Origin of the sequence: Kitasatospora sp. NPDC004745, assembly GCF_042873275.1 — a bacterium.
In the GTDB taxonomy this organism is placed as follows: Bacteria; Actinomycetota; Actinomycetes; order Streptomycetales; family Streptomycetaceae; genus Kitasatospora.
Genome location: NZ_JBIALK010000002.1, coordinates 615271 through 636228 on the forward strand (window position 1 = coordinate 615271; position 20958 = coordinate 636228).

At 74.0% G+C, this 20958-nt stretch carries 21 protein-coding genes and 1 pseudogene; 15 read left to right on the top strand and 7 right to left on the bottom strand.

What is annotated here, in order from left to right:
- Positions 1-110 precede the first annotated feature (110 nt).
- On the top strand, positions 111-2927 hold the full coding sequence (locus tag ACFYUY_RS06375; RefSeq protein WP_387898429.1) for an alpha/beta fold hydrolase: 2817 nt from the start codon (positions 111-113) through the stop codon (positions 2925-2927).
- Positions 2924-3799 (top strand): ABC transporter permease, encoded by an 876-nt coding sequence (locus ACFYUY_RS06380; RefSeq protein ID WP_387898432.1) that lies wholly within the window; start codon positions 2924-2926, stop codon positions 3797-3799. Before ACFYUY_RS06375 ends, ACFYUY_RS06380 begins: the two co-directional genes overlap by 4 nt.
- A gap of 142 nt (positions 3800-3941) precedes the next feature.
- Here ACFYUY_RS06380 and ACFYUY_RS06385 read toward each other — a convergent pair whose 3' ends face one another.
- Positions 3942-5639 carry an alkaline phosphatase D family protein gene (locus tag ACFYUY_RS06385; RefSeq protein ID WP_387898683.1) on the bottom strand — a complete coding sequence of 566 codons (1698 nt, stop codon included), beginning with the start codon at positions 5637-5639 and terminating at the stop codon, positions 3942-3944.
- A 244-nt stretch (positions 5640-5883) separates the two neighbouring features.
- On the opposite strand from ACFYUY_RS06385, the gene ACFYUY_RS06390 reads away from it, so the two are divergent.
- The 4 genes from ACFYUY_RS06390 to ACFYUY_RS06405 all read left to right on the top strand — a co-directional run bounded on the left by ACFYUY_RS06390 (position 5884) and on the right by ACFYUY_RS06405 (position 9027).
- Complete coding sequence (locus tag ACFYUY_RS06390) at positions 5884-6462, top strand: dienelactone hydrolase family protein (RefSeq protein ID WP_360207302.1); 579 nt, start codon at positions 5884-5886, stop codon at positions 6460-6462.
- Positions 6463-6505: 43 nt separating this feature from the next.
- The gene (locus ACFYUY_RS06395; protein WP_360207299.1) at positions 6506-6901 is read left to right on the top strand and encodes a DUF3052 domain-containing protein; all 396 of its coding nucleotides are present in this window, start codon (positions 6506-6508) and stop codon (positions 6899-6901) included.
- An 87-nt stretch (positions 6902-6988) separates the two neighbouring features.
- Positions 6989-8266 carry a sensor histidine kinase gene (locus ACFYUY_RS06400; protein WP_387898436.1) on the top strand — a complete coding sequence of 426 codons (1278 nt, stop codon included), beginning with the start codon at positions 6989-6991 and terminating at the stop codon, positions 8264-8266.
- Between the two features lie 119 nt (positions 8267-8385).
- Positions 8386-9027 (top strand): response regulator transcription factor, encoded by a 642-nt coding sequence (locus tag ACFYUY_RS06405; RefSeq protein ID WP_360207665.1) that lies wholly within the window; start codon positions 8386-8388, stop codon positions 9025-9027.
- 73 nt (positions 9028-9100) lie between these two features.
- On the opposite strand, the gene ACFYUY_RS06410 is transcribed toward ACFYUY_RS06405, so the two are convergent.
- Together ACFYUY_RS06410 and ACFYUY_RS06415 are read right to left on the bottom strand one after the other, a co-directional pair.
- A complete protein-coding gene (locus ACFYUY_RS06410) occupies positions 9101-10186 on the bottom strand; it encodes a serine hydrolase domain-containing protein (protein WP_387898686.1) in 1086 nt (361 codons plus the stop codon).
- A gap of 311 nt (positions 10187-10497) precedes the next feature.
- Positions 10498-11410 (bottom strand): annotated as a pseudogene (locus ACFYUY_RS06415) (LysR substrate-binding domain-containing protein).
- Positions 11411-11482: 72 nt separating this feature from the next.
- Between ACFYUY_RS06415 and ACFYUY_RS06420 the strand changes: the two are divergent.
- Positions 11483-11872 carry a RidA family protein gene (locus ACFYUY_RS06420; RefSeq protein ID WP_387898439.1) on the top strand — a complete coding sequence of 130 codons (390 nt, stop codon included), beginning with the start codon at positions 11483-11485 and terminating at the stop codon, positions 11870-11872.
- A gap of 113 nt (positions 11873-11985) precedes the next feature.
- Here the strand turns inward: ACFYUY_RS06420 and ACFYUY_RS06425 are convergent, their stop codons facing one another.
- Positions 11986-12459, bottom strand: a complete 474-nt coding sequence (locus tag ACFYUY_RS06425; RefSeq protein ID WP_387898442.1) for a DUF3995 domain-containing protein — start codon at positions 12457-12459, stop codon at positions 11986-11988.
- A 255-nt stretch (positions 12460-12714) separates the two neighbouring features.
- Between ACFYUY_RS06425 and ACFYUY_RS06430 the strand changes: the two genes are divergently transcribed.
- The 3 genes from ACFYUY_RS06430 (at position 12715) to ACFYUY_RS06440 (ending at position 14593) form a co-directional block, all read left to right on the top strand.
- The gene (locus ACFYUY_RS06430) at positions 12715-13221 is read left to right on the top strand and encodes an RNA polymerase sigma factor (protein WP_387898445.1); all 507 of its coding nucleotides are present in this window, start codon (positions 12715-12717) and stop codon (positions 13219-13221) included.
- A complete protein-coding gene (locus tag ACFYUY_RS06435) occupies positions 13218-13697 on the top strand; it encodes a hypothetical protein (protein WP_360207282.1) in 480 nt (159 codons plus the stop codon). The genes ACFYUY_RS06430 and ACFYUY_RS06435 overlap by 4 nt, the downstream gene beginning before the upstream one ends.
- Positions 13698-13774: 77 nt before the next feature.
- A complete protein-coding gene (locus ACFYUY_RS06440) occupies positions 13775-14593 on the top strand; it encodes a DUF6193 family natural product biosynthesis protein (protein ID WP_387898448.1) in 819 nt (272 codons plus the stop codon).
- An 80-nt stretch (positions 14594-14673) separates the two neighbouring features.
- Here the strand turns inward: ACFYUY_RS06440 and ACFYUY_RS06445 are convergent, their stop codons facing one another.
- Entirely contained in the window at positions 14674-14886 is a 213-nt protein-coding gene (locus ACFYUY_RS06445) for a cold-shock protein (protein ID WP_360207276.1), read from the bottom strand.
- A 587-nt stretch (positions 14887-15473) separates the two neighbouring features.
- Between ACFYUY_RS06445 and ACFYUY_RS06450 the strand changes: the two genes are divergently transcribed.
- Complete coding sequence (locus tag ACFYUY_RS06450; RefSeq protein ID WP_387898451.1) at positions 15474-17558, top strand: transglycosylase domain-containing protein; 2085 nt, start codon at positions 15474-15476, stop codon at positions 17556-17558.
- Positions 17559-17630: 72 nt separating this feature from the next.
- Here ACFYUY_RS06450 and ACFYUY_RS06455 read toward each other — a convergent pair whose 3' ends face one another.
- Positions 17631-17819 (bottom strand): DUF397 domain-containing protein, encoded by a 189-nt coding sequence (locus ACFYUY_RS06455; protein WP_387898454.1) that lies wholly within the window; start codon positions 17817-17819, stop codon positions 17631-17633.
- Between the two features lie 10 nt (positions 17820-17829).
- Complete coding sequence (locus ACFYUY_RS06460) at positions 17830-18678, bottom strand: helix-turn-helix domain-containing protein (RefSeq protein WP_387898457.1); 849 nt, start codon at positions 18676-18678, stop codon at positions 17830-17832.
- 193 nt (positions 18679-18871) lie between these two features.
- Here ACFYUY_RS06460 and ACFYUY_RS06465 point away from each other — a divergent pair, with 193 nt between their 5' ends.
- The 4 genes from ACFYUY_RS06465 to ACFYUY_RS06480 are packed head-to-tail and all read left to right on the top strand — an operon-like array spanning position 18872 to position 20866.
- The gene (locus tag ACFYUY_RS06465; RefSeq protein ID WP_360207261.1) at positions 18872-19234 is read left to right on the top strand and encodes an ATP-binding protein; all 363 of its coding nucleotides are present in this window, start codon (positions 18872-18874) and stop codon (positions 19232-19234) included.
- Complete coding sequence (locus ACFYUY_RS06470) at positions 19231-19512, top strand: hypothetical protein (protein WP_360207259.1); 282 nt, start codon at positions 19231-19233, stop codon at positions 19510-19512. The genes ACFYUY_RS06465 and ACFYUY_RS06470 overlap by 4 nt, the downstream gene beginning before the upstream one ends.
- Entirely contained in the window at positions 19500-19622 is a 123-nt protein-coding gene (locus tag ACFYUY_RS06475; RefSeq protein WP_360207257.1) for a hypothetical protein, read from the top strand. Before ACFYUY_RS06470 ends, ACFYUY_RS06475 begins: the two co-directional genes overlap by 13 nt.
- Before the next feature lie 14 nt (positions 19623-19636).
- Positions 19637-20866, top strand: coding sequence for a hypothetical protein (locus ACFYUY_RS06480; RefSeq protein ID WP_387898460.1), 1230 nt, complete (start codon positions 19637-19639; stop codon positions 20864-20866).
- Positions 20867-20958 lie beyond the last annotated feature (92 nt).

The following is a 20958-nucleotide window of genomic DNA, read 5'->3' on the forward strand; positions in this document are numbered from 1 at the left end:
GGGAACGCGGCTTTCCGGGCGGTGCGGGGCGGAGTCGGAGGGCGGCCCCGGCGGGCGGGGCGGCCGGCTTTATCGGACGCCTACCCCTGCGGCGGATACGATCAGCCCCTATGGAGTTCGGTGGGGCGTGGCGCCGGTGGCGCGGCCGGGGTACGACGGTACGGCGCAGACTGGTGGCCGGTGCGGTCGCCCTGGTGGCGGTGGTCGGGGCCGGTACGGCCGCGGTGGCGTCCGGCGGTGAGCAGGCGGTCCAACAGGAGGACCGGTTCCTGAGCATGCCCGAGACCCCCGGCAGCGACCGGCAGGTCCAGCTGGACACCTCTTTCTTCACCACCGGCACCGGCCCCAGGCCGGCCGTGCTGCTCGCGCACGGCTTCGGCGGCTCCAAGGAGGGCGAGCGGGAGCGCGCCCAGCAGCTGGCCCGGCAGGGCTACGCGGTGCTGACCTGGTCGGCGCGCGGCTTCGGACGCTCCGGCGGCAAGATCGGCCTCAACGCGCCCGACCGCGAGGTCGAGGACGTCAAGCACCTGGTGGACTGGCTGGCCCAGCGGCCCGAGGTGCAGCTCGACGCGCCCGGCGACCCGAGGGTCGGCATCACCGGAGCCTCCTACGGCGGCGGCGTCGCCCTGCTCGCCTCCGCCTACGACCACCGGATCGACGCCGTCGCCACCCAGATCACCTGGTGGAACCTGGCCGACGCGCTGTTCCCGCAGGGCGTCGAGGGATCCGGCGCGGTGGACGGCGTCTTCAAGAAGCTCTGGGCCGGGATCTTCTTCACCACCGGCGCGGCCGGCGACCTCGGACCCTCGGGCGGCGCCCTGCGCGGCGGCGGGACGGCGGCGCAGCCGGGCGGTGCCCCGCAGGCCGGCCCGTCCCAGGACGCCGAGGTCGGCTGCGGCCGGTTCCTGGACACCCTGTGCCAGATGTACGACCGGGTCGCCACCGCCGGGCACGCGGACCCGGAGGCCGTCGCCCTGCTGGAACGCTCCAGTCCGTCCTCGGTGGCCGGGCAGCTCAAGGCGCCCACGCTGGTCGTCCAGGGGCAGCAGGACTCGCTGTTCCCGCTCGACCAAGGCGACCGGATCGCCCGGGCGGTCGCCGCCAACGGCGCGCCCGTCTCGGTGGACTGGTTCGCGGGCGGGCACGACGGCGGCACCGACACCAGCGCCCGGGTCGACGACCGGGTGACCGCCTGGTTCGACCACTACCTGCGCGGCCGCGGCAACGACACCGGCCCGGCGTTCCGGGTCACCCGCACCGGCGGCGTCGACTCCACCGGCTTCCAGGCCGTGCTGCGCGGCGCCAGCGCCGACCGCTACCCCGGACTGGGCGGCACGGGCAGCCGGTCCGTCGAGCTCACCGGCGGTGGCGGCGACGGCGAGCGGACCTTCGCGAACCCGCCCGGCGGCGCCCCGCCCGGGATCTCCACCGTGCCCGGGATCGGCGCGCTCAGCCAGGCCGCCTCGCTCGGAGCCGGGCTGGCGCTCGACTTCCCCGGCCAGAACGCCGCCTTCGACTCCGCGCCGCTGGACCGCCCGCTGCACCTGACCGGGCAGCCCACCGTGCCGCTGCGGGTACAGGCCGACCGGCCCGACGCGGTGCTCTTCGCCAAGCTGTACGACGTCGGACCGGACGGCAAGGCCGTGCTGCCCCAACAGCTGGCCGCCCCGCTGCGGGTCACCGGCGCCGACGCGGGCCGCACCGTCACCGTCGCGCTGCCTGCCGTCGACCACACCTTCCCGGCCGGGCACCGGCTGCGGCTGGTCGTCGCCGCCACCGACCTCGCGTACGCCTCGCCCGTCGAACCGGCCACCTACCGGGTCGCGCCCGCCGGGGCGCTCGCCGCGCCGACCGTCGAGCAGCTCGTCACCGAGGCCGCGCCGCTGCCCGCGCGCACCTGGGTGCTGCCGCTGGTCGGCGTCGCGGTGGCCCTCGCCCTGGTCCTGCTGCCCCGGCTGCGGCGCCGCCGGACGCCGGGCGCCGGGCCGGCGTACGACCCGGCGCTCGCCGCGGTGCCGCTGCAGATCAGCGGCCTCAGCAAGCGCTACAAGGGCTCCCAGGACCGCTATGCCGTCAAGGAGCTGGGCTTCCGCGTCGAGCAGGGGCAGGTGCTCGGCCTGCTCGGGCCCAACGGTGCCGGCAAGACCACCACGCTGCGCATGCTGATGGGCCTGATCCGGCCCGACGCGGGCGAGATCCGGATCTTCGGCCACCTGGTGCGCCCCGGCGCTCCGGTGCTCTCCCGGGTCGGCGCGTTCGTCGAGGGGGCCGGGTTCCTGCCGCACCTCACCGGCCGGGCCAACCTGCGGCTGTACTGGCAGGCCACCGGGCGGCCGGAGCAGGACGCCCACCTCGACGAGGCGCTGGCGATCGCCGGGCTCGGCGAGGCGCTCGACCGCGCCGTGCGGACCTACTCGCAGGGCATGCGGCAGCGGCTCGCGATCGCGCAGGCGATGCTCGGCATGCCGGACCTGCTGATCCTGGACGAGCCGACCAACGGGCTCGACCCGCCGCAGATCCGCGAGATGCGCGAGGTGATGATCCGGTACGCGGCGGCCGGGCGCACCGTCATCGTCTCCAGCCACCTGCTCGCCGAGGTCGAGCAGAGCTGCACCGACCTGGTCGTGATGGACCGCGGCCGACTGGTCACCACCGGTGCGGTCGGCGAGATCGTCGGCGCCGGCGAGCTGCTGCTGATCGGCGTGCCCGCCCCGTACGACCCGGAGTCGGTCGTCGAGAAGGTCGGCGCGCTGGCCGGGGTCGGTTCGGCGGAGGCCGTCGAGGGCGGGCTGCTGGTGCGCCTGGACGGGCTGGCGGCCAGCGAGCTGCTGGCCGAACTGGTGCGCCTGGGCGTGCCGGTGGAGAGTGCGGGGCCGCAGCGCCGGCTCGAGGACGCGTTCCTGTCGTTGATCGGAGGTGCGGCGTGAGCGACGTCGCGCAGGCGGAGCACACCGTGTCGGCGGACCACGCCGAGGGCTACCGGGCGGGCCGGACGCTGCCGCTGCGGGTGGAGGCCATGCGCCAGCTGCGGCGGCGCCGCACGCTGGTGATCGGCGCGGTGCTGGCGGCGATGCCGCTGGTCATCCTCGCCGCGTTCCAGATCGGCGGCACCCCGAGCCGCCCGGACCGGACCACCTTCATCGACCTGGCCACCGCCTCGGGCCCCAACTTCGCGGCCACCATGCTGTTCGTGGGCACCGGGTTCATGCTGGTCATCCCGGTCGCGCTGTTCTGCGGCGACACCGTCGCCTCGGAGGCCAGCTGGTCCTCGCTGCGCTACCTGCTGGCCGCGCCGGTGCCCCGGGCCAGGCTGTTGGCCCGCAAGTTCGCGGTCGGGCTGGCGTTCTCGGCGGTCGCGGTGGCCCTGCTGCCCCTGATCGGGCTGCTCGTCGGCACCGCCGCGTACGGCTGGGGGGACCTCAGGCTGCCCACCGGGGCGAGCCTGTCGGCCGGCGAGGCGTTGCCCCGGCTGGCCCTCGCGGCGGCCTTCGTCTTCCTCAGCGAGATCGTGATCGCGGCGCTGGCGTTCTGGCTGTCCACCGCGACGGACGCCCCGCTCGGGGCCGTCGGCGGGGCGGTGTTCGCCTCGATCATCACCGGGGTGCTGGACGCCGTCACGGCGCTCGGGGACCTGCGGGAGTGGCTGCCCGCGCACTGGCAGTACGCCTGGGCGGACGCGCTGCAGCCGCAGCTGGAGTGGGGCGGGATGGTGCAGGGGGTCTCGCTGTCGCTCTCGTACGCGGTGGTGCTGCTGGCGCTGGCGTTCCGGGGGTTCGCGCGCAAGGACGTGGTGTCCTAGGGAGGTGTCCCGGGGATCGTCGGACACGCTTCTGGGAGTGCCTCGTCGGGTCGGGGCCGTCCGGGCCCGCCGGGGTGCGGCGGGCCCGGGGCCGGTGGGCGCGGGCCGACGGGGGCCGGTGGGGCGTCAGCCGACCGGGGTGTCAGCCGACCGGGGCGTCGACGCGTTCGATCCGCTGGGTGCCGCTGCGGGTGCGGTAGGAACGGACCCAGTTGCTGGTGGCGTCCTTGCGGGTGCGGTCGGAGAGGACGTAGTAGTCCATCTGGGCCCGCTCGGGCGTGACGTCCAGGACGCCGTAGCCGTGCGAGTCGAGGTCGACCCACTTGATGTGCGGGTTGGCCGTCCTGAGCGCGGTGGCCGCCGCCAGCGAGACGGTGTGCGGCGCGACCTTCAGGGTGTCGTCGATGTTGTCCGAGGTCGTCGAGGTGACCACGAACTCGGTGGCCACGCTGCCGGACAGCGGATACGTGGCGGCCTCGTTCGGGACGTCGGCGGCCCAGGCGGAGTGGATGTCGCCGGTCAGGAAGACGGTGTTGGTGATGCCGTTCGCCCGGAGGTGGCCGAGCAGCTCGCGGCGGTCGTGGGTGTAGCCGTCCCACTGGTCGGTGTTGACGGCCACGCCCTCGCCGGGCAGGCCGAGCAGCTTCGCCAGCGGGCGCAGCAGGTAGTCCGGGAGCGAGAGGAAGGCGACGGGGGAGATCATCACCTCGTTGCCGACCAGCCGCCAGGTGGTGTCGGACGCGGCGAGCCCGGCCTTCAGCCAGTCCATCTGGGCGCGGCCGGTGATCGTGCGGTCGGCCGCGTCGACGGCGCCGTCGCCCACCTTGACCTGCTGGGAGCGGAACGAGCGCTGGTCCAGCAGGTGCAGGTCGGCCAGCCGGCCGTAGCGCAGCCGGCGGTACGTCGTCCCGGCGACGGACGGGCGCACCGGCATCCACTCGAAGTAGGCCTGCTTGGCGGCGGCCATCCGGGCCGCCCAGTCGCCCTCGGTGCCCGGGGTGTGGTTCTCGGCGCCGCCGGACCAGGCGTCGTTGGCGAACTCGTGGTCGTCCCAGATCGCGATGACGGGGATCCTCGCGTGCAGGGAGCGGAGGTCCTCGTCGGTCTTGTACTGGCCGTGGCGGGTGCGGTAGTCGGCCAGGGTGACGATCTCGTGGGCGGGGGAGTGCGGGCGCACGACCGTGCCGCGGGCGCAGTACTCGCCCGTCCGGTACTCGTAGACGTAGTCGCCGAGGAAGAGCAGGGCGTCCAGGTCGCCGCGGGCGGCGAGGTGGCGGTAGGCGGAGAAGTAGCCCGCCTCCCAGTTGGAGCAGGAGGCGACGCCGAAGCGGACCCGGGCGGGGGTGGCGTCGGTGGCCGGGGTGGTGCGGGTGCGGCCGACGGGGGAGACGGTGGCGCCCGCGGTGAAGCGGTACCAGTAGGTGGTGTCGGGGGCCAGTCCGCGGACGTCGGCCTTGACGGTGTGGTCGGCGGCGGCGGTGGCGGTCACCGTGCCGCCGGCGGTGACGCGGGTGAAGGCCTGGTCGGCGGCCAGCTCCCAGCGGACCTCGGTGTCGGGGCCGAGGCCGGAGCCGGGGACGGCCTCGGGGGCGGGGGTCACCCTCGTCCAGAGCAGGACGCCGTCGGGGAGGGGGTCGCCGGAGGCTATGCCGTGCAGGAAGCGCGGGGCGGGGGCCGCGGGGTCTGACCCGGTGGCAGTGGCGGGGGCCGGGGCCGGGGCGGCCGGCGTGGCCCCGGCGGCCTCGGCGGGGGTGGTGAGGGCCAGCGGGAGGGCGGCACCGCCCGCGACCAGTGCCCCGGCCTTCAGCAGCCGGCGGCGGCCGGGGCGGGCGGGGGTCATGGCATCGACAAGATCGTTCACGGCCGAAGGCTACCGGTTGGTAAAGCGTTGGTAAATCGACGGCCTGACGGTCCGTCGCGGATCGGCCGGATCCGGCCCGGGGGCGGGATCGGGCGGGATCGGGCGGGTGCGGTTCGGGCGCGGTCCGGGTGCGGTCCGGATGCCGTTCGGGCCGGGAGGAGTCCGGCCCGTCCATGGGAGATCATGGAGGAGTACCCGCCCCCAGCCGTCGAAGGACCCCGCCGTGGCCCAGATCGTCCTCTTCCACTCCGCCCTCGGGCTGCGTCCCGCCGTGCACGCCGCCGCCGACCGGCTGCGGGCGGCCGGGCACACCGTCCACACCCCGGACCTCTACGACGGGCGGACCTTCGACGACATCGAGGCCGGGATCGCCCACCAGGACGAGCTCGGCGGCAGCGAGGAGCTGCTCCGGCGGGCCGTCGTCGCGGCGGCGCCGCACTCCGACGGCGGCCTGGTGTACGCCGGGTTCTCGCTCGGCGGCTCGCTCGCCCAGAACCTCGCCCTCGCCGACGAGAAGGCCCGCGGCCTGCTGCTCCTGCACGGCACCTCCGACCTGCGCGAGGACGCCGCCACCGAGATCCCGGTGCAGCTGCACGTCGCCGAGCCCGACCCGTTCGAGACCGAGGACTGGCTGAACGCCTGGTACCTGAACATGCGCCGGGCCGGGGCCGACGTCGAGGTGCACCGCTACCGGGGCGCCGGGCACCTGTTCACCGACCAGGACCTCGCCGACTACGATGCCGAGGCCGCCGAGCGGGCCTGGGCCGTCGCGCTGGACTTCCTCGCCGAGCTGGACGCCTGAGGGCCCGGCGCAGCCCGGATCTCCGGAGCAGGGAGGCGGAGCGGTGGCCGGTGAGCAGGGGACGCCACTGGCGCGCAAGCTCGGCATCCGGGCGGGCGACGAGCTGCTGCTCGCCGGTGCGCCGGACGGCTTCACCGTGCCCGAACTGCCCCCGGGCGTCAGCCTGGTGACGGAGGGGCCGTTCGACGTCTGCGTGTGGTTCCCGGCCGGGCGCGCCGCCTACCGGGCCGGGCTCGCCGACCTGCGGGCGCTGATGCGGCCGGCGGCCGGGCTCTGGGTGGCCTGGCCGAAGAAGTCCTCGGGGGTGGTGAGCGACCTCGACGGGGACGGGGTGCGGGAGGCCGCGCTGCCCACCGGGCTGGTGGACAACAAGGTGTGCGCGATCGACGCGGTGTGGTCGGGGCTGCGGTTGGTGATCCGGCGGGAGCTGCGGGGCTGAGGCGCTCCGCCGCCCGCCCGGGGGCGGTGGTGGCCCTCCCCCGATCGGGGGAGGTGGCGGGCGGGGCGCCTGACCATACTGACGATCATGATCAGGGGAATCCGGCCGCTGCTGAGCGGCTCCACGTACTCGGGCGTTCTGTTCGCCTTCTGCGGCGCGGCGGCGAGCGTGCCGCTGCTGCCCTTCGCCCTCGCACCGGCGGCGGCGTGGCGGTCCGCCCCGTACGCGGTGCAGGCCGTGCTGGTCCTGTTCGTCTGGGCGGTGCTGCTCGGCCTGCTCGGACTGGCTCCCGCGACGAGGCGGGTGCTGACCCGGCTCGCCCGCCGGATGCTGCGGGTGCCGCTGCCGGATCCGGTGGGCCGCCGCGGGGCCGCCGGCCCGCCGGGCGTCGGGACGGCCCCGGTCGCACCGCCCGGCGGGGGCCGCTGGCGGACGCCGGCCTGGCTGGTGCTGCACACGGCCGTGGGGTGGGCGGCGGCGCTGGCGACCGGCCTGCTGCTCGCCCTGGCGGTGGCCGCGCCGGGCGGATGGCTCGGCACGGAGGCACGGTTCAGCCTGTTCGGACGGACGCTCCGGGTGACGGGCGTCTGGAGCTGGCTGCTGGCGCTCGGCTGCGTCCTGCTCGCGGCGGCCGTGTGCGCCGCCGCGACGGCCGCCCTGCGCGGGGCGGCGCCGCGGCTGCTGGGGCCCTCGCCCGCCGAGCGGCTGGCGCTGGCGGCCGAGCGGGAGTCGCGGCTGGCCGAGCGCAACCGGCTCGCCCACGAGCTGCACGACTCGATCGGCCACACGCTGACGGCTGCGACGATCCAGGCGGCGGTGGCCGGCGAGGTGCTCGCGGCCGACCCGGTGGCGGCGCGGGCCGCGCTGCGCAGCATCGAGGAGTCGGCCCGGGCCGCACTGGAGGACCTGGACTACGTGCTGGGCGTGCTGCGCGAGGAGGAGGCCGGCACGGCGCCGCCCCGGACCCTGGCCGACCTGCCCGATCTGCTGGAGCGGCTGCGGCACGCGGGGGCGGTGGTCGAGCCCGAGCTGTCCGGCGCCCTGGACCACGTCCGGGGCACGCTCTCCCGGGCGGCCTACCGGATCCTGCAGGAGGGCCTGACGAACGCCCTGCGGCACGGGTCGGGCGGCCCGATCCGGGTCGGGGTGGCGGTCGGGCCGGACGCCCTGGAGCTGACGGTCGTCAACCCGACCGGGGCGGGTGCGCCGCGCGGGGCCTTCCCGACGTCCGGGCACGGACTGCCCGGGCTGGCCGAGCGGGTGCGGCTGCTGAACGGCGAGATCGAGGCGGGCCCGCAGGGGCCGCAGCAGGGGCCCCTGGTCTGGCGGCTGGCGGTCCGGCTGCCGGTGCGGGGGGCGGCGTGACCGGCTCCGGCACCCGGGAGGCTCCGGGCCTCCCGGGCTCCACAGAGGCCCCGGACTCCCCGGACTCCCCGGACGGCCCGGCCGCGCAGGCCGGGCCGTCCGGCGCGCCCGTCACCCTCCTGATCGCGGACGACGACGAGGTGACCCGCAGCGGTCTGCGCACCCTGCTCGCCGCGCAGCCGGGGATCGCGGTGGTCGGGGAGGCCGCGGACGGGGTGGAGGCCGTCGAGCGGGCCCGGCTGCTGCGGCCGGACGTCGTCCTGATGGACGTGCGGATGCCGCGCCGCAACGGGATCGACGCGACCCGGGAGCTGCTGGCCGGATCGGTCGAGCCGCCGAAGGTCGTGGTGATCACCACCTTCGAGAACGACGGCTACGTCACCGCGGCGCTCAGCGCCGGCGCCAGCGGGTTCGTGCTCAAGCGGCTGCCGGTCCGGCAGATCGCGGAGGCGGTGCGGGTGGTGGCGGCCGGGGAGGCGGTCCTCTTCCCGGCGGCGCTGGGCCGGATGGTCACCGCCCGCCCGCTGGCCTCGGCCGAGGCGCTGCCGTCCGCGGCTCTGACGGGGCGGGAGGAGGAGGTGCTGCGGGCGATGGCCACCGGGCTGTCCAACCCGGAGATCGCGGAGTCCCTCGCGGTGCGCGTGGAGACGGTGAAGACGCACGTCGGGAACGTGCTGATGAAGCTGGGCGCGCAGAACCGGACCCACGCGGTGGTGATCGCGTACGAGTCCGGTCTGGTGGTGCCGGGGCTGGCGGGCTGAGGGGGCGGGGAACGGGAAGTCGTGAGGGTGGCCGTGGGGCCCGGCGCGTGGTGCGCCGGGCCCGGACGGTGCGTCAGCCGCAGAGGGCCCGGTCGACGACGGACTCGACGTGGGGGGTGACCGCGTCGTAGGGCGGGACCATGGTCACCGCGACGTTCACGGCGCGGCCGTCCTCGGTGACCCCGCCCCGGGTCTCGTAGCCCGGGATGTCGCCGCCGTGGCCCCAGTAGACGCCGCCGCAGGTCAGCGGCCGGCTGATGATCCCCAGCCCTGCCCTGGCCCCGGTGCCCGGGATGTCGACGGTGGTGAGCATCTGGTCGAGCTGCGGCCGGGCCAGCAGGTCACCCTTGAGGAGTGCGGTGAAGAACCGGTTGAGGTCGGAGTTGGTGGAGATCATCTGGCCCGCCGCCCAGCCGGCCGAGGGGTCCATCTCGGTGAAGTCCTGCAGCGGGCCGCCGGCCGGGTCCTTGCGGTAGCCGTGCGGGTGGGGTTCCCGGATGGTGCGGTCGCCGGGGGCGGGGAAGGACGTGTGGCGCAGCCCGAGGCGCTGGACGACGCGCCGGTCGATCTCCTCGGCGAGGGGCCGGCCGGTGACCCGCTGGACGATCAGGCCGGCCAGCAGGTAGTTGGTGCTGCTGTAGCCGAACGCCTGGCCGGGCGCGCGGTCGGCCTTGTGCCGGAGGGCGATGTCGAGGAGCTCGCGGGGTTCGTAGTAGCGGTGTCGGAGGCCGGGCTCGTCGAGGTCCTGCTCGTAGTCCGGCAGCCCGCTGGTGTGCTGGAGGAGCCGGCGGACGGTGATGCCGCGCCCGTCGATGCCCTCGCCGCGGACCACGCCCGGCAGGTAGGTGTCGACGTCGGTGTCGAGGCCGATCCTCCCCTCGGCGACCAGCTGCAGGACGACGACCGCGGTGAAGGTCTTGGTGTTGCTGCCGATCCTGATCTGCCCGTCGACCGGGACCTTCGCGCCGGTGGCCACGTCGCCGACGCCCGCGGTGTAGCTGCGGGTGCGGCCGTCCGGGCTCCTGACGCTCGCCAGCGCGGCGGGCAGGCCGTCGGTGCGCACCAGGGCGTTCAGGCCCCGTTGGATCGTGTCCGGCCCGGGGGCCGCGGTGGCGGCGGGCGGTGCGAGGACCCCCGCGGTGACGGCGGCGACGGCCAGCGCGGCCGCGACGGACCGGGCCGCGCGCCGCCCGGTCGGGCCGGTTCGGGTGGTCCGTGGCCGGGGCGCGGGGGCGAGACCAGTGGTTTGCTTACGCACGAACGTGCTCCTGAGGGGTCGCCGAAGGGAATCGGGAGGTCGGTGGCCGCGTGCTGACCTGCACGCCGGCGGGCGCTGATCGGCGGTGGCGGCGGCGCGGCGGCGGCCGTGTCCCGGCTGATCACGTGCCGTCAGTATGGTCGGGCGGTCCGCGGCGGACCTCCCTCGATCGGGGGAGCGGCTCCTCCCTCCTCCGGGCCCGGGCGGGAGCGTCAGGACGCGGTCGGCCGGTCCTGGGTGACGGCGGTCAGCAACTGGGCGACCAGGGGGTTGCGGTCGGCGCCGCGCCAGGCCACCGCGACGCGGGTGCGGGCGCCGGCCGGGGAGATCCCGCGGAAGGCGACGCCCCGGAGGCGGATGCGCCGGATGCTCGCCGGCGCCAGCGAGACGCCGAGCCCGGCCCCGACGAGCGCGCAGACCGTCTGCCACTCCACCGCGTGCTGGACGATCCGCGGGGTGAATCCGGCCGCGGTGCACAGGCCGGTGATCCGGTCGTACAGCTGCGGGCCGACCTCCCGGGGCAGCAGGACGAACGGCGAGTCCGCCAGTTCCCCGACCGGCAGGGTGCGCCGGGCGGCCAGCGGGTGGGCCTTCGGCAGCACGGCGACGAAGGGCTCGCTGAGCACCGTCCGGAAGTCCAGCCCCGGCTCGGCGGCGGGCGGTTCGCGCAGCAGGCCGACGTCGACGGCGCCCTCGCGCAGCGCGGCGAGCTGCGGTGCGGTGGTCATCTCGCGGATGTCCAGCTCCACGGCAGGGAAGCGTTGCCGGAAGGTGTGCAGCAGGCCGGGCAGGACGGTCAGGGCCAGCGAGGCGGAGAACCCGATCCGCAGCCGGCCGGCCGGCCTCGCCGGTGCCGACGGCGCGGGCCGCCGCCAGGCCGTCGGCCAGGCCGGTGAGGGCCGCCCTGGCCGCGGGCAGCAGCTCCCGGCCGACCGGGGTGAGCGCCACCCGCCCCGGCTCGCGGGTGAACAGCGGATGGCCCACCTTCTCCTCCAGCCGCCGGATCTGCTGGCTCAGCGGCGGCTGGGCGACGCCGAGCCGGGCGGCCGCGTGGCCGAAGTGCAGCTCCTCGGCGAGGACGACGAAGGCGTGCAGCTGGGGGAGGGGGATCTCGGGGCGCTCCATACGCCCAGGGATATCAGGAGAAGGCCTCCGGAGTATTGGACGTATCGGTGTCGCCCGCCTAGCGTGCGGCGCATGACAGAGCGACGCGCGATCCTCGGCGGTTCGACCTTCGAGGAACGGATCGGCTACGCCCGTGCCGTCGTTGACGGCGACCGGGTGCACGTGTCCGGGACGACCGGCTTCGACTACGCCACCATGACCATCTCCGACGACGTGGTGGAGCAGGCCGAGCAGTGCCTGCGCACCATCGGGGCCGCGCTGGCCGAGGCCGGCTGCGGCTTCGCCGACGTGGTGCGGGTGCGCTACCTGCTGCCGGAGCGTGCGGACTTCGAGCCCTGCTGGCCCGTGCTGCGCCGCTGCTTCGGCGACGTCCGCCCGGCCGCCACCATGATGGTCTGCGGCCTCGCCGACCCGCGGATGCGGATCGAGATCGAGGTGGAGGCCCGGCGGCCGGGTGCCTGAGCGCAGGAAGTCGGACCGGCCGACTTCCTGCGCCTGGCCGACGTCCTGTGCCCGGGTGCTTCCCTGTGCCCGGGCGACTGAAGGGGACCAGGCGACTGCTGGGGCCCGGCTGCCTACTGTGCAGCGGGTGCGGGTGCGGGTGCGGGTGCCGGTGCGGCGGACAGCCGCCACGCCGTGCGGCCCAGCACCAGGCAGAGCGGGGTGTAGAGCAGCAGGTTGAGCCAGTAGAAGGTGTCCCCCGGGTCGGCGCCCGCTCCCGTCGCCCACACCAGCCCGACCGCACCCCGGGCCAGCAGGCCGCCCGCCACCACCCCGGTCGCCAGGCGCGGCAGCACCGGGGGCAGCCGGCGGGCCAGGGCCGGCAGCCGTCCGCCGTGGGCCAGCACCAGCGCCGCCCCGGACAACAGCACCCCGGCGAGCGGGACCAGCACCTGCGGGGTGAAGGGCACCTGGAGGTTGAGCACCAGCTGGGAGAGCCGGGCGGTGTCGGAGGCCGGCCAGGTCCGGCCGGTGGCCCAGTACAGGTGGACCAGGCCGTCCACCGCCAGCACCGTCCCCACGGCGGCGGCCCCCGCTCCCGTCCGCACCGGATGTGCACGGTCCTTGGGGCGGGGTGTTCCCTCAGGTCGCAGGATCCTTCGTGCCGCACGCTGCTTCATGTCGTCACCTCGCGGAGTGTCAGGCGGATTGCCAGGACGTTCGGACACCCGGAGGAGCGCCCCGCCCGCCGGTCCGTTCCTGTGACGAGGAACACTGCGGCCGGACCGAGGACGCAGGGAACGTTCCGCCCGTTCGGGCCCTCCCTCCTCGGACCCCTGTCGCCGACCGACGGAGAGCACGCCATGCAGGAGCCGCCACCCGGCCTCGCGGAGCTGGTCCGGGCCGCCCAGGCCGGCGACCAGATCGCCGCCGGCCGGCTGCTGGACCTGGTCACCCCGTACGTCCGCCGGCTCTGCGGCCCGATCGCGCTGGACGACGGCGCGGACGCGACGCAGGAGGCGCTCATCGTCGTCCTCCGCAAGCTGCGCCAACTCCGCGAGCCGGAGGCGCTGTTCGGCTGGGTGAGGGCCATCGCGGTGCGCGAGGCCGTCCGGCACGCCACCCGCTCGGCGCGCTCCCGGCCCGCGGAGCTCGGCGACCTGCCGGCTCCCGGCGACCCCCAACTCGCCGCGGACGTCCGCGACGTGCTCTCCAGGCTCTCGCCCGAGCACCGCGCCGTGCTGCTGCTGCGCGACCTCGAGGGGCTGGACGAACGGCAGACCGCGGCGTTGCTGGCCGTCGCACCCGGGACGGTCAAGTCCCGGCTCTCCCGGGCCCGACTCAGCTTCCGAAAGGCGTGGCAGCAGTGACCGAGCACCCGACACCGCCGTGGCCCGTCGCCGAGTTCGACCCGGTGCGGCGCCTGCACGTGATCGCCGCCACCGCGCCCGGCGCGGCCCGGATTGGCGAGGCCGTCATCGACGCGCCCTTCGAGCGGGTCTGGGCGCTCGCCCGGGACCTGGAGCGCACGATGCCGCTGTGGATCCCGGATGTGCGCACCGTCCACCTCGGCGCCCCCGCGCCGGACGGCTCGCTGCGGGCGCGGATCCACGGCCACACCCGGCTGCGGGCCACCTTCGACATCGACCTGGCCCCCGGCTGGTGCCTGATGCAGAGCCGTCTGGTGCTCGGCGGCATGGCGGCCCGCCCCGAGAGCGAGGGCACCACCCGCTTCGCCTTCCTCGGCGGCCTGCGCTTCCGCGGCGCGCGGCTGCTCGCACCTGCGCTGCGGCCGTTTACGGGGGACCCGTTGGCGCGCTTCGCGGCGCTGGTGGGGGAGGGGTGAGGCCGGGCCGGGAGTGAGAAGTCGGCCCGGCCGACTTCCGGTGCTGCGGGAGGGTGGCCTCCGGGCAGACTGGGGGAATGACGGACTCTGGGGTGGGGCTCGATGGTGACGGGAACGACGGGAACGGCGGGAGCGACGGGAACGGCGGGAGCGTGGAGGTCGTCGAGGGGTGCGAGGGCTGCGAGAACTGCGAGGACGACGAGCGCGACGACGGCTGGCTCGCGGAGCTGTTGGAGCGGACGGCGGAGGGACTCGGCCTCCGGCTGCCCGAGCCGGCCGGGGCGTGGAAGCGCATCGTGGAGTACGCCGACGCCGGGACGGGGCGGCGGGTGGTCGTGTACCCGCCCGAGGGTGAGCACCCCTACCAGGTGCGGCTCCAGGGCCACGGCGCGCCGCTGGCAGGGGGGTTGACCGCGGACGTGGCCGAGGTGGCCCGGGCGACGGCGGCGTGGACGGGCGGCGCGGGGCTGGCGGAGACCGGGGCCGCCGCGCCGTTCGTCCGGTACCGGGACTGGGCCCTCGCCCACGAACGGGAGCGGCTCGACCCGGTCGAACTGGAGTGGCGGATCAAGCTCGACCGCGTCCACACGCCGCCCTACGACCGGCACCCCCGGGTCCACGCGCTGGTGGCCGCGGCGTACGCGCAGCCGGTGCTGCGGGGGCTGATGCCGGTCCACAGCCACTTCAACCTGTGGTTCTCCACCGCGGTCGAGCGGCCCTGGACGGACCGGACCGGGTACGTCCTCCTCCCGTACGAGGAGGGGGCGTACGGATCGGAGGAGGGGGCGTACGGGGTGCACACCGGCGGGGAGTTGATCGCCCGCACCGAGACCGCGGAGGAGGCCGTCGCCCTGGTGGTGGCCGCGCTGCCGGAGGGCCTCGGCCCGGCGCACTGAGCGGGGTGCCGCCGGGAACGGCGCCGTCCCCGGCCCCTGCGGATGCCGCCGGGGCCGGGGACGGCGAGAACGCTGCGGCCCTAGCTCACGACCTGGACCTTGTCGGCCTGCATGCCCTTCTGGCCCTGGACGGCCTCGAAGGTGACCTTCTGGCCCTCCACCAGGGACTTGAAGCCGGCGCCCTCGATCGCCCGGAAATGGACGAACAGGTCGGGGCCGCTCTCCGGGGTGATGAAGCCGTACCCCTTCTCATCGTTGAACCACTTCACGGTGCCGTTCTGGCGTTCGGCCATGGCTGTCCCCATCACGATCTGTCGACTGTCGGTTCCTGCGAAAGCTGAGCCGATCATGGCACGCGTGAGCGCTGAGTGGTGGCGAATCGGCGGAGAGTCACCGGGGAGCTGCCGCCGCACCGGCCCGACCGGCGCGCGCACCCGGCACGGGAAGTCGGCCCGCCCGACTTCCCGTGCTGGCGTGCCGGGTGCTCGGAGGTCGCGACCCCCGCGTCGGGGCGAGGTGGCCGCGTGCGAGCAACGTTTTGCCCGCCTCGCGGCGTCAAGAGGGAGAGGGGGTGCGAAGGGGGGAGGGGCGCGGGAGGGAAGGTCGCCGCGCGGGGCGGGTGTCACCGGTGCAGAATTCCGAATTCCTCTTGATTGTCGAGTTCGTATGCGATGCGTCCCGTCGGGGTCGGGTTCGGCGTCTGTAGCACGGCTGTGACAGTCGCCCGCGAAAAACCGTTCGACCGGAGAGGTTCGGGAGTTAGCATTTCGCAATGGAATCGAACGAATCCCCGATAGGGAATTCCCTCGACGGTGAGGACTCCCGCCCGCCCCGGAACACTCCGCTCCGGCTGGCCCGTTTCGGTGCGACCTTCATCGGCGTGAGCGTCGTGTCCGGCGTGCTGCTGGCAGGCCTGGCCCTGCCCGCCGTCGGCGGCATCGGGCTGACCGCCAAGGGCACGGCGGAGGGATTCGAGGACATCCCCGACGACTTCAAGACCCCGCCGCTCACCCAGGCGACCCAGATCTTCGACGCCAAGGGCGGGCTGATCGCCAAGGTCTACGAGCGCGACCGCACCGTCATCACCGCCGACCAGATGTCGCCGTCCATGCGACAGGCCCAGGTCGACATCGAGGACGCCCGGTTCTACGAGCACGGCGCCGTCGACCTCAAGGGCGTGCTGCGCGCCATCAGCAAGAACGCCGAGAGCGGCACCGCCTCCCAGGGCGCCTCGACGCTGACCCAGCAGTACGTGAAGAACGTCAACGTCGAGAAGGCCGGCGACGACCAGGCCGCCGTCCTGGAGGCCCAGCGCAAGACCCTGGGCCGCAAGATCCAGGAGCTCAAGGTCGCGATCAAACTGGAGGAGGAGCTGCCCAAGGACCAGATCCTCACCAACTACCTCAACATCACCTACTACGGGAACGGCGCCTACGGGGTCGAGGCCGCCTCCCAGCGCTACTTCGGCAAGAGCAACAAGGACCTCACCGTCGCCGAGGCCGCCACCCTCGCCGGGCTGGTGCAGAACCCCTCCCAGTACGACCCGAAACTGCACCCGGTGGCCGCGCAGAACCGCCGCAACGTCGTGCTCGACAAGATGGTCGAGAACAAGCACATCACCGCCGAGCAGGCCAAGGAGGCGAAGGCCGCCCCGCTCGGCCTGAACTTCAAGGACCCGCAGAACGGCTGCATCACCGCGAAGGCCGGCATGGGCTTCTTCTGCGACTACGTGCGCCACGTCGTGAAGCAGGACCCGGTGTTCGGGAAGAACGCCGCGGACCGCAAGAAGTTCTGGGACACCGGCGGCCTGAACATCTACACGACGCTGGACCCGGACAAGCAGGCCGCCGCCCAGAACGCCGTCAGCAGCAACGTGCGGGTCACCGACAGCGTCTCCGCCGCCGCCACCATGGTCGAGCCCGGTACCGGCAAGATCCTCGCCATGGCCCAGACCCGCCCCTACGGCCTGGCGAAGGACAAGAACCAGACCGTCGTCAACCTCAACGTCGACGCGGCGATGGGCGGTGGCAACGGCTTCCAGCCCGGCTCCACCTTCAAGCCGATCGTCGCCGCGGCGGCGCTGGAGGCAGGCCTGCCGCCGACCCAGGAGTACTCGGCTCCGAACAAGCTGGAGTACCCCACGATGAAGACCTGCGGCGGCACCTGGAAGAACGACTCCCGGCCCAAGGCGGTCGTCCCCAACGAATCCTCCGGCGAGAAGGGCCCCTACCAGCTGAAGATGGCGATGGCCCTCTCGGTCAACACCTACTTCGTGCAGATGGAGCAGGAGATCGGCCTCTGCGAGGTCAAGCAGATGGCCAACAAGCTCGGCATCACCACCAAGGCCAGCGGCAAGCCGCTGGAGGAGGTCCCGGCGATGGCCCTCGGCGTCGAGGAGATGAGCCCGCTGACGATGGCCAACGTCTACGCGACCTTCGCCGCCCAGGGCACGCACTGCGCCCCGATCGCCATCACCAGGATCACCACCGTGGAGGGCAAGGACGTCCCCGCCCCGGCCGGCCAGTGCGAGAAGGCCTTCTCCGAGGACACGGCGCGGGCGCTGAACACCGTCCTGAACGGCGTGACCGAGAACGGCACCGGCAAGGACCTCGGCCTGGACGACGGCCGGCAGATCGCGGGGAAGACCGGCACCTCGGACAAGAAGCGGGCCGCCTGGTTCAGCGGCTACACCCCGCAGCTGGCCACCTCGGTCTGGCTCGGCGGCCCCGACGGCGGCGTCGAGATGCGCAACATCAGGATCAACGGGGAGTACCACACCGAGGTGTTCGGCGCCGACGGCCCCGGGCCGATCTGGCGGGACGCCATGAACGGCGCCCTGCGGGGCACGCCCAAGCAGCGCCTGCCGCTGGCCGACATCCCCGACCCGGCGCCCAAGCCCGACCCGAGCAGCACCCCGAGCGGAACGGGCTCGCCGGCCGGCACCCCCACCGACCCGCAGCACTGACCGCGGCCGCACCCCGTTTTTTTGCCGCGTAGGAAGTCGGCCGGGCCGACTTCCTACGCAGGGGTGTTGTGGCTAGGGGTGGTGGTATTCGCCGTTTTTGATGGCTTGGAGGAGGGCGGCGAGGGTGGTGGGGGTGGTGCGGAGGATGGTGTGGGCTTCGTCGGATTCGCGGAGTTCGATGGCCTCGCCGGCTACACGGACCTCCACGCAGTCACCACCGGATCCGCTGAAGCTGGACTTCTGCCACTCGGTGTCGGTCATGTTGGGCCTTTCAAAGGTTTCGTGCGATCTTGCGGATCAGGTCGCGAGAGGCGCTCTCGCTGAGTGCTGTGGACTCGGTGCGTTTGAAGATGGACCGGTAGCTGGTCAATTCGCTGGCGGCATCGAGGTGTATGGGGCCTTGAGAGGATTCAACTTCAACGGTGTCAAGCTCTGGCACGCTGCCGAAGGCGTAGGTCAGGTTCTCGACCGCTCCGGGGAAGGTGTCGATGTCGAACGGCACGACTCGAATGGTCATCCAGGGCTGCTCGGAGTCTTCGATCAACGAATCGAGCTGCTCGCGGAGGATCGCGGTGCCGCCGAACCGCGTCCACAGGACGGACTCGTAGATGAAGCAGGTGATGGGCTTCTGCTCGCGGCGCAAGTCGGATTTGCGCTGCATCCTGAAGGTGGTTCGAGTCTCCAGCTCATGCCGAGGTAGTGGAGGGATCAGGCGCCCGAAGACTGATGAGGCATAGCTGATGGTCTGGCAGGGGCCTGGCATGTGGGTGACTACCCACAACATGAGGCTCTGCGCGCCCTTCTCCAATTCGGCGACTTCAAGGAATCCGTCCGGGATGGTGCCGCGGTATTCCTCCCACCAGCCCTTGGAGCGGTCCTGGATGGCAGCTTCCAGGGCTTCGATCAGGGGCTGATTCATGCACTTGCACGCCGATGCGAAGGAACGGAGTCGCTCAGGGCTGATGCCGACCTTGGCCGCCTCCATCTGGCTGACCTGGGTCCTGTCGATGCCGAGAGCTCTGCTCAGGGTGGAGACCGACAGGCCGGCGGCCTCGCGCATCTTCCGAAGCTCGGTGCCGATGCGGCGTTGACGGAGCGTCGGGTTGAGTCGGGGCGGCATTGGTTCCTTCCTTGCCGATGTGGGCCAAGTCTGCCGCGCTGCCGTGCGCGGGGTCCACTTGAGGATGAACCTATCCGGATTTGGGATCACATGTGATGTCGTTGCGGTATGGTCGGTGACACGTCGATCCGATGGGTCGTCAAGTCGGCTTCTGGACAACCCGATTACTCCTTCACGCCCCGGGAGAAGTCCCATGCGCCACCTCAACACGCCCTCGCTCGCCATCGCCCGGCAGTCGCTGCGCGACGCCATGAGCCGCTCCGGCTGGCCGTCCTCCGTCATCGCGGACGCCGAACTGGCCCTCACGGAACTCCTCGTGAACGCCTGGCGGCACGGTGGGACGCCCGCGCCGGTCGTGCTCATCCTTGCGATCGACCGCACCCTCCGGGTCTCCGTCTCGGACGAGAGCCCGCTTCCTCCCCTGCCGCAGACGCCGGCCCTCCTCGGCGAATCCGGCCGGGGGCTCCAACTGGTCGAGGGCCTCACCCACCGCTGGGGCGTCGACCCCCAGCAGCGCGGCAAGTCGGTCTGGTTCGAGCTGGACGCCGCCGCGTGAACGGCCGCCGACCGATGCTCCCCGCCGACCCCCGGATCCGTCACTACACCGACGACCACGTCCGCGCCCTGCTCGCCGAACTCCACGAGCGCGGACGGAAGTTCGGTCTCCTGTGGCCCTCCTCCTCCACCGACCGGACCCTCGACGGCCGTGTCCTCGTCCGCTTCGGTACCGCCCCCGTCTCCACCCTCCTCAACCTCCTCACCCTCCTCCTCGACGCCGATCGCGACGCCCGACGCGAAACCGAACGCGACGCGGGCACGCCGTGCGGTTCCTGATCGGCGCCGCCTTCGCCGTCCTGCTCGCCCTCGCCTTCGCCACCGTCGCCCTCGGGGTCGTCACCGCGCTGCGAGCACACCCACCCGACGAGGACGGCCCCCGCCCCTGAGGGAGGATGGGGGCGTGAGGAGACACGCATACGCCCCGGCGAACACCCTGCCGGGGCTCCTGCAGCGCGGCCGCGGCCTCGGCGCGCTGATGGCGGCCGAGGACCCGTCCTCGGCCGCGGAGCTGGTCCACGGCTGCATCCGCTGGGAGTGGCGCTGGGACACCACCGTCGACGAGCGCCACCGCTACCTGGCCCGCCTCGTCCGCGACCTCGACCTGCCGCTCCGGCCCGTCGTCGACCTCCTCTCCGCCGACGAGGACGCCCGCGAGCGCGCCACCCGCGTCCTGGAACTGCTGGCGCTCTCCGGCTCGGCCGAGGCCCGCGAGGCCCTGCGCTCCCACGTCGCCGACGGTGAGCACTGGCTGGCCGTCCTCGAATCGGTCGCCGACCGCTGGCCCGCCGAGTGGTGGGACGACCTGGCGGACACCGCCCGCGCCCGGCTGGCCCGGGGCGGGGAGCCGACGCCCTGGGCGAAGGTCTGGGCCCGCTGGGGCATCGAGGTGCCCACCGCCGCGCGCGGGCCCGAGCGGCCCGACCCGCTGACCGGGCTGTCCGGCGCCGCCCTGCTGGAGCTGCTGGCCGACCCGGCCGAGCCCGACGCGAAGAAGACCGACACGCTGGCAGTGCTCCACGGGCGCGACCCGGAGCCCGCACTCGTCCCCCTGGTACCCGCCCTCGGGACCGCCGACGGCGAGTTCCCGCTGCCGCTGCTGCCGACCATCGTCGAGAAGCTCGGCCCCCGGGCCATGCCCGCCGCCCGCGACTGGGCCGTCTCCGGCACGCCCTGGCTGGCGCGGCTCGGCCACGAGGTCCTCGCCCGCCATGGTGAGGAGCAGGACGCCCCGGCCCTGGTCGCCGACCTGGAGCGGGACTGGGTGGAGCGGACCTGGTGCGGCCCGATGCACACGGCCCGGGGCCTGGCCCGGCTCGGCCCGGCCGCCGCGGACGCGGTGTCCCTGCTGCGCCGGTTCTGGCTGCAGACGCCGCACTCCTACGAGCGCCCCGCCTACCTGGCCGCGCTGGCCGCGATCAGCCCGGCCGGGACGGCCGAGGCGTACACCGAGTCGCTCTGGGACTGCGAGCGTGACGCCCGTCTCCTGGGCGTCGCCCACGCCCTCGACCGCCCGCACGTGCGGGAGCGGCTGGCCGCCCTGCGGGACGACCCGATGGAGGCGACCGAGGTCGCGAACGCGGCCGGGGCGCGACTCGCCGGGCTGACCTCCGAAGCCTCCGACCGGGAGTAGCGGGCCGCTCGGCGGGGGCTAGAGTAGACGGGTGAACGTGTGAGTGATGGTCCGGACCCCGTGAGGTGGTTCGGACCACATCTGTTTCCAGG

What these genes read in the sequence shown, in the direction of transcription:
- ACFYUY_RS06375 (WP_387898429.1), top strand. Translation starts at nt 111, where the DNA reads ATGGAGTTCGGTGGGGCGTGGCGCCGGTGGCGCGGCCGGGGTACGACG.
- ACFYUY_RS06385 (WP_387898683.1), bottom strand. Translation starts at nt 5,639, where the DNA reads ATGACCCCCGCCCGCCCCGGCCGCCGCCGGCTGCTGAAGGCCGGGGCA.
- ACFYUY_RS06400 (WP_387898436.1), top strand. Translation starts at nt 6,989, where the DNA reads ATGATCAGGGGAATCCGGCCGCTGCTGAGCGGCTCCACGTACTCGGGC.
- ACFYUY_RS06420 (WP_387898439.1), top strand. Translation starts at nt 11,483, where the DNA reads ATGACAGAGCGACGCGCGATCCTCGGCGGTTCGACCTTCGAGGAACGG.
- ACFYUY_RS06430 (WP_387898445.1), top strand. Translation starts at nt 12,715, where the DNA reads ATGCAGGAGCCGCCACCCGGCCTCGCGGAGCTGGTCCGGGCCGCCCAG.
- ACFYUY_RS06440 (WP_387898448.1), top strand. Translation starts at nt 13,775, where the DNA reads ATGACGGACTCTGGGGTGGGGCTCGATGGTGACGGGAACGACGGGAAC.
- ACFYUY_RS06445 (WP_360207276.1), bottom strand. Translation starts at nt 14,886, where the DNA reads ATGGCCGAACGCCAGAACGGCACCGTGAAGTGGTTCAACGATGAGAAG.
- ACFYUY_RS06455 (WP_387898454.1), bottom strand. Translation starts at nt 17,819, where the DNA reads ATGACCGACACCGAGTGGCAGAAGTCCAGCTTCAGCGGATCCGGTGGT.
- ACFYUY_RS06460 (WP_387898457.1), bottom strand. Translation starts at nt 18,678, where the DNA reads ATGCCGCCCCGACTCAACCCGACGCTCCGTCAACGCCGCATCGGCACC.
- ACFYUY_RS06465 (WP_360207261.1), top strand. Translation starts at nt 18,872, where the DNA reads ATGCGCCACCTCAACACGCCCTCGCTCGCCATCGCCCGGCAGTCGCTG.